Origin of the sequence: Pseudophaeobacter sp., from assembly GCF_039971195.1 — a bacterium.
GTDB lineage: Bacteria > Pseudomonadota > Alphaproteobacteria > Rhodobacterales > Rhodobacteraceae > Pseudophaeobacter.
On sequence record NZ_JBDWPJ010000199.1, the window covers coordinates 1 to 5,741 of the forward strand.

The window sequence follows — 5,741 nt, forward strand, 5'->3', positions numbered from 1 at the left end:
GAGTCACCATTTTGCGCGATGGTCAGTGGATCGCCACCAAAGAGGCAGAGGCGTTATCGCCGGATGCCATGGCGCAGATGATGGTGGGGCGCGAGCTTTCTGACCTCTATCCCCCGATGCACGAAGTTGATGTGGACGCCGAGCGGGTGCTTGAGGTGCAGGACCTGTGTTCTGATAGCGTCAGGGATGTGAGCTTTAACCTGCGTAAAGGCGAAATCCTCGGGTTTTCTGGTCTGATCGGGGCAGGGCGCACGGCGGTGTTTGAGGCGATCTGTGGCCTGTCTCCAATCTACAGCGGCAAGATCCTGTTCAACGGCCAAGAGACGCGGTTTGAAACCGTTGCCGCCGCCCGCGATGCCGGGCTGGCCTATCTGACAAAGGATCGCAAAGCCAAGGGCCTGCTGCTGGACAAGCAGATGCGGCCAAACCTGACGCTCTTTGCCCTGCCCAAGTTCATAAAACGATTGGGGCTGGATACAGGGGCCGAGGATGAGGCCATGGCACGGGCAATCCGGCGGTTTGACATCCGCGCCCGCGATCCAAAAATCAATGTCGGCGACATGTCAGGTGGCAATCAGCAAAAACTGCTGCTGGCCAAGATTATGGAAACCGACCCGCAGATTGTCATCATCGACGAACCGACCCGCGGGATTGATGTGGGCACCAAACAGCAGGTCTACCACTTCATTGCTGCCCTGGCCGCCGAAGGGGTCTCTGTGGTGGTGATCTCATCCGAAATGCCTGAAGTCATTGGCGTCAGCCACCGTGTAGTGGTGATGCGCGATGGTCAGGTCATGGGCGTGCTGTCAGGCGATGACATTAACGAAACTGAAATCGTGCGCTATGCCGCCGGTCTGAAACGGGAGGGCGCGGCATGACTGTAGTGGCAGGCAGTGAACTAGAAAAGAAGAAGCGGATGAACCTTGATATCAAAACGGCCGGGCCGGCCATTGCGCTGCTTTTGCTTTGTGTTATCGGGTTTCTGCTGAACCCGGCATTCCTGAGCGAAGGCAACCTGTCCAATCTGCTGACGCGCTCGGCCTTTATCGGTATCATCGCGGTGGGCGCGACCTTTGTAATTACGGCTGGTGGCATTGATCTATCCGTGGGGTCAATGGCGGCGGCAATTGCCGGGGTGATGATCATCATCATGAACAACGCGGTCGAGACTCTGGGTGGCGGTCTGGCCACAGTTTTACTGGGATGCGGCTGCTCCATAGTGCTGGGGATTGGCGCCGGTTGGATCAATGGGGTTTTGACAACCAAGGGCAAGATCGAAGCTTTTATTGTCACCCTTGGGACCATGGGCATCTATCGCTCTTTGGTGACCTATTTTGCCGATGGTGGCACGCTGTCGCTGGATTTTGCCATCCGTGGCACCTACCGCCCGGTCTACTATGGCAGCTTCCTTGGCCTGCCCATTCCGGTCTGGGTCTTCATCTTCGTGGCCATCCTGGGCTGGTTCCTGTTGAACCGCACCGCCTTTGGCCGCTACTGCACTGCCATTGGGTCGAACGAGGCCGTGGCCAAGTATTCGGCCATCAAGGTCGATCGGGTCAAAACCCTCACCTATGTCATCCAGGGGCTTTGTGTCTCGCTGGCTACCATCATCTATGTTCCGCGTCTCGGTTCTGCCTCCTCGTCAACGGGGGTGCTGTGGGAGTTGGAGGCGATTGCCGCAGTGATCATTGGCGGCACGGTGCTCAAGGGCGGCTATGGTCGGATTGGCGGCACCATCCTGGGCGCTTTGATCCTGACCACCATCGGCAACATCCTCAATTTCACCGATCTGATTTCCAATTATCTGAACGGTACGATGCAGGGTCTCATCATCATTATCGCTGTCTGGTTGCAGCGCGGTGACTGGGGCAAGGCGAAAGCCCAAGAAAACTAAACGAGCAATCCAAACCGGGGTCCTGTCCCCAAAATAGAAAAATCAACCGGGCGCCACCGGACAGGAAAGGTGCGTCCAAAATCTCGGGAGGAGATTACGATGAAACGCTTGAATGCACTTGGGGCTATGGCCCTGGCCGGAGCATTGTCTGTGACGGCATCGCTTGCCCTGGCAGAGAATATCAAGATTGGCGTTAGCTATCCAACGCCAACCCATGCCTGGGCTGCCGGGATGAATTGGCATGCCGAACAGGCTGAAAAGCGGCTTGAGGCGCTTTATCCTGATGTGGATCTGATCCTGGTGAACTCACCCGATCCAAGCGCCCAGGCCAGCGCCCTGGAAGATCTGGTTTCGGTTCACAAGATCGACGCCCTGGTGGTGCTGCCCTTTGAATCAGAGCCTCTGACAGATCCGGTGTTGAACGTGAAGAACTCAGGCGCGCGCATTACCGTTGTGGATCGTGGTCTCAGCCAGCCCGGCATCGAAGACATCTATGTGGCCGGCAACAACCCTGAAATGGGACGCGTTTCCGCCGTTTACATGAAGAGCCGCCTGAAGTCCGGCGACAACATCGTGATCCTGCGCGGCATTCCAACGCTGATCGACAACGAGCGTTTTGACGCCTTCATGGCAGAGATGGAAGGTTCTGGTGTCAACGTGCTGGACCACAAACACGCCAACTGGAACCGCGATGACGGCTTTGAAGTGATGCAGGATTTCCTGAGCCGCTTTCCCGACATTGATGCGGTCTGGGCCCAGGATGATGACATCGCCATTGGTGTTGTCGCAGCGCTGAAACAGGCCGGCCGCGATGGCGATGGCATGTTTGTTGTTGGCGGTGCCGGCATGAAGGAAACCATCAAGGCCATCATGGATGGCGACACACTGGTGCCTGTTGATGTGCTTTACCCGCCGTCGATGATTGCGACTGCGATGGATGTCACCGTGGCCTCGTTCAAATCCAATGGTCCGGTGGCAGGTCGCTATATCCTGGGGGCCACTCTGATCACCCAGGAAAACGCGGCGGCCTTCTACTTCCCCGACTCCCCGTTCTAGGGCCTGAACGCAAAACCAAAGAAAGGGGCAACATTTGCCCTTTTCGCGCAACCGGAGGATAGGACGATGAAGACACTCAAAGGCCCGGCGCTGTTTCTGGCGCAGTTTGCAGGCGATGACGCGCCGTTCAACAGTTGGGACAATATCACCAAATGGGCTGCTGATTGTGGCTACAAAGGCGTTCAGGTTCCCTCATGGGATGGGCGGATTTTTGATCTGGTCAAGGCGGCCAGCTCGCGTTCATATTGCGAAGACCTGGTTGGGGTGGCCCGCGAAAACGGTGTCGAAATCACCGAACTCTCGACCCATCTGCAAGGCCAGCTGGTGGCTGTTCATCCGGCTTATGATACGGCTTTTGACGGCTTTGCCGCCCCCGAAGTGCACGGCAATCCGGTTGCGCGACAGGCCTGGGCGGTGGAGCAGGTCAAGCTGGCAATTACCGCCAGCCATAACCTTGGTATTTCGGCCCATGCGACCTTTTCCGGCGCTTTGGCCTGGCCCTACGTCTATCCCTGGCCGCAGCGTCCTGCCGGGTTGATTGAGACGGCTTTTGATGAGCTGGCCCGCCGCTGGCGCCCTATTCTGGATCATGCTGAAACCATGGGGGTGGATGTCTGTTACGAAATCCATCCCGGCGAAGATCTGCACGATGGCGTCACCTTCGAGATGTTTCTGGAGCGCGTCGACAACCATCCGCGCGCCAATATGCTCTATGATCCGTCGCACTATGTGCTGCAATGCCTGGATTACCTCGACAATATCGACATCTACAAAGACCGGATCAAAATGTTCCACGTCAAGGATGCAGAGTTCAATCCAACCGGCCGTCAGGGGGTCTATTCCGGCTATCAGGACTGGACCAACCGCGCAGGGCGGTTCCGCTCTTTGGGCGATGGTCAGGTGGATTTTGGTGCAGTGTTTTCCAAGATGGCCGCCAATGATTTTGACGGCTGGGCCGTGGTGGAATGGGAATGCTGCCTGAAACACCCCGAAGACGGCGCCCGCGAAGGGGCTCAGTTCGTCAAAGATCACATTATCCGGGTCACCGAAAAGGCCTTTGATGACTTTGCCGATGGCGGCACCGATGAAGCTGCCAATCGACGCATGCTTGGCCTGGGAGACTGACATGACCAGCAAAAGACCCATTCGCCTTGGTATGGTTGGCGGCGGCAATGACGCCTTTATTGGTGCGGTGCACCGTATTGCCGCGCGGATTGATGGCGAATATGATCTGGTGGCGGGGGCGCTGTCTTCCACACCAGAGAAAGCCCAGGCCTCGGGCGCGGCCCTGGGGCTGGCGCCGGATCGGACCTATGATGATTTCAAATCCATGGCCATCCGCGAGGCAAAGTTGAAACAGGGGATCGAGGCGGTTGCCATTGTCACTCCAAACCACATGCATGCGCCGGTCGCGCAGGAGTTCCTGAAACGCGGCATCCATGTGATCTGCGACAAGCCGCTGACCTCCACCCTGGCAGATGCGCGTAAGCTGGTGAAGACGGCAGAAAACTCGGAAGCGCTGTTTGTCCTGACCCATAACTACACCGGCTATCCGATGATCCGGCAGGCCCGCGAGATGGTTGCCTCAGGAAAACTGGGTGAAATCCGGGTGGTTCAGGCGGAATACCCACAGGACTGGCTGACCGAGGCTGAGGAGGCCAAGGACAACAAACAGGCGGAATGGCGGACAGATCCGGCGCGATCCGGGGCAGGCGGCTGTGTTGGGGATATCGGAACCCATGCCTATAACCTTCTGAGCTTTGTCACAGGGTTAGAGACGGAAAGCCTGGCGGCAGATCTGCAGAGTTTTGTTCCAGGGCGTCATCTGGATGACAATGTGCATGTCATGCTGCGCTTCAAAGGCGGTGCGCGCGGTATGCTCTGGTCCAGCCAGGTGGCCCCCGGCAATGAGAACGCGTTGAAACTGCGGGTCTATGGCTCCAAGGGTGGTATCGAGTGGGCGCAGGAAGATCCAAATTACCTGACCTACACGCCCTTTGGAGAGCCCAAACGCCTGCTCACCAGGGGAGGCACTGGCGCGGATGAGGTCGCCAATCGTCTGACCAGAACACCCGGCGGCCATCCCGAAGGCTATCTGGAAGCCTTTGCCAATATCTATTCCGAGGCTGCAGTGGCGATCCGCGCGCAGTCTGCTGGCGAGCCTTTGCCAGCAGAGGTGCAGTTTCCCACCATTCAGGATGGGTTGAGCGGGGTTCAGTTCATCGATGCCTGCGTGAAATCCTCGCAGCGCGATGCCGCCTGGGTCAAACTGGGCTAGGGGCGAGGCCCTTTCAGAATTGATCTGCCGTGATCTCGGGCATAGTTCCCCGTCACGGTAGAATGACAGCAGGCAAACCCTATTCCTAGGCGGCTCTTTCGCTTTCAGAGGCATGGCTCTGGAAGGGGCCGGACAGGTGCGGGTCACAGATATTCAGGCAGGATAGGAGGTCCAAAATGAGCGATTTTTTCAAAGGCATCGACCGGGTTCGATACGAGGGGGCGGACAGCCCAAACGAATTCGCCTTTCGCCACTACAACCCGGATGAAATTGTCCTGGGCAAACGGATGGAAGAGCATCTGCGTTTTGCCGTTGCCTATTGGCACAGTTTCGCCTGGGAGGGCGGCGATCCCTTTGGCGGCCAGACCTTTGAACGCCCCTGGTTTGGCACCGGCATGGAGCAGGCCCGGCTGAAGGCAGATGTGGCCTTTGAGATGTTCGACATCCTGAACGCACCGTTCTTTTGCTTTCATGATGCGGATGTGCGGCCCGAAGGGGAGAGCTTTGCCGAGA

5 protein-coding genes and 1 pseudogene are annotated in these 5,741 nt (G+C 57.6%); all 6 read left to right on the forward strand.

Annotated elements, in window-relative coordinates; genetic code table 11:
* Positions 1-878, forward strand: an 878-nt coding sequence (locus ABJP42_RS17105; RefSeq protein ID WP_348342508.1) for an ATP-binding cassette domain-containing protein, incomplete at its 5' end; no start/stop codon positions are given.
* Positions 879-916: 38 nt separating this feature from the next.
* Positions 917-1,894 carry an ABC transporter permease gene (locus ABJP42_RS17110; protein WP_348342516.1) on the forward strand — a complete coding sequence of 326 codons (978 nt, stop codon included), beginning with the start codon at positions 917-919 and terminating at the stop codon, positions 1,892-1,894.
* A gap of 99 nt (positions 1,895-1,993) precedes the next feature.
* Entirely contained in the window at positions 1,994-2,950 is a 957-nt protein-coding gene (locus ABJP42_RS17115; protein ID WP_348342510.1) for a substrate-binding domain-containing protein, read from the forward strand.
* Positions 2,951-3,016: 66 nt separating this feature from the next.
* Positions 3,017-4,075: a sugar phosphate isomerase/epimerase family protein gene (locus ABJP42_RS17120; protein WP_348342512.1), complete on the forward strand. Its 1,059-nt coding sequence runs from the start codon at positions 3,017-3,019 to the stop codon at positions 4,073-4,075.
* A 1-nt stretch (position 4,076) separates the two neighbouring features.
* Positions 4,077-5,228, forward strand: coding sequence for a Gfo/Idh/MocA family protein (locus tag ABJP42_RS17125; protein WP_348342514.1), 1,152 nt, complete (start codon positions 4,077-4,079; stop codon positions 5,226-5,228).
* A gap of 176 nt (positions 5,229-5,404) precedes the next feature.
* Positions 5,405-5,741 (forward strand): annotated as a pseudogene (locus ABJP42_RS17130) (xylose isomerase); the annotation flags it as partial.

Excerpts from the sequence above, each read along its gene's own strand:
- ABJP42_RS17110 (WP_348342516.1), top strand. The coding sequence starts at position 917 with ATGAACCTTGATATCAAAACGGCCGGGCCGGCCATTGCGCTGCTTTTG.
- ABJP42_RS17115 (WP_348342510.1), top strand. The coding sequence starts at position 1,994 with ATGAAACGCTTGAATGCACTTGGGGCTATGGCCCTGGCCGGAGCATTG.
- ABJP42_RS17120 (WP_348342512.1), top strand. The coding sequence starts at position 3,017 with ATGAAGACACTCAAAGGCCCGGCGCTGTTTCTGGCGCAGTTTGCAGGC.
- ABJP42_RS17125 (WP_348342514.1), top strand. The coding sequence starts at position 4,077 with ATGACCAGCAAAAGACCCATTCGCCTTGGTATGGTTGGCGGCGGCAAT.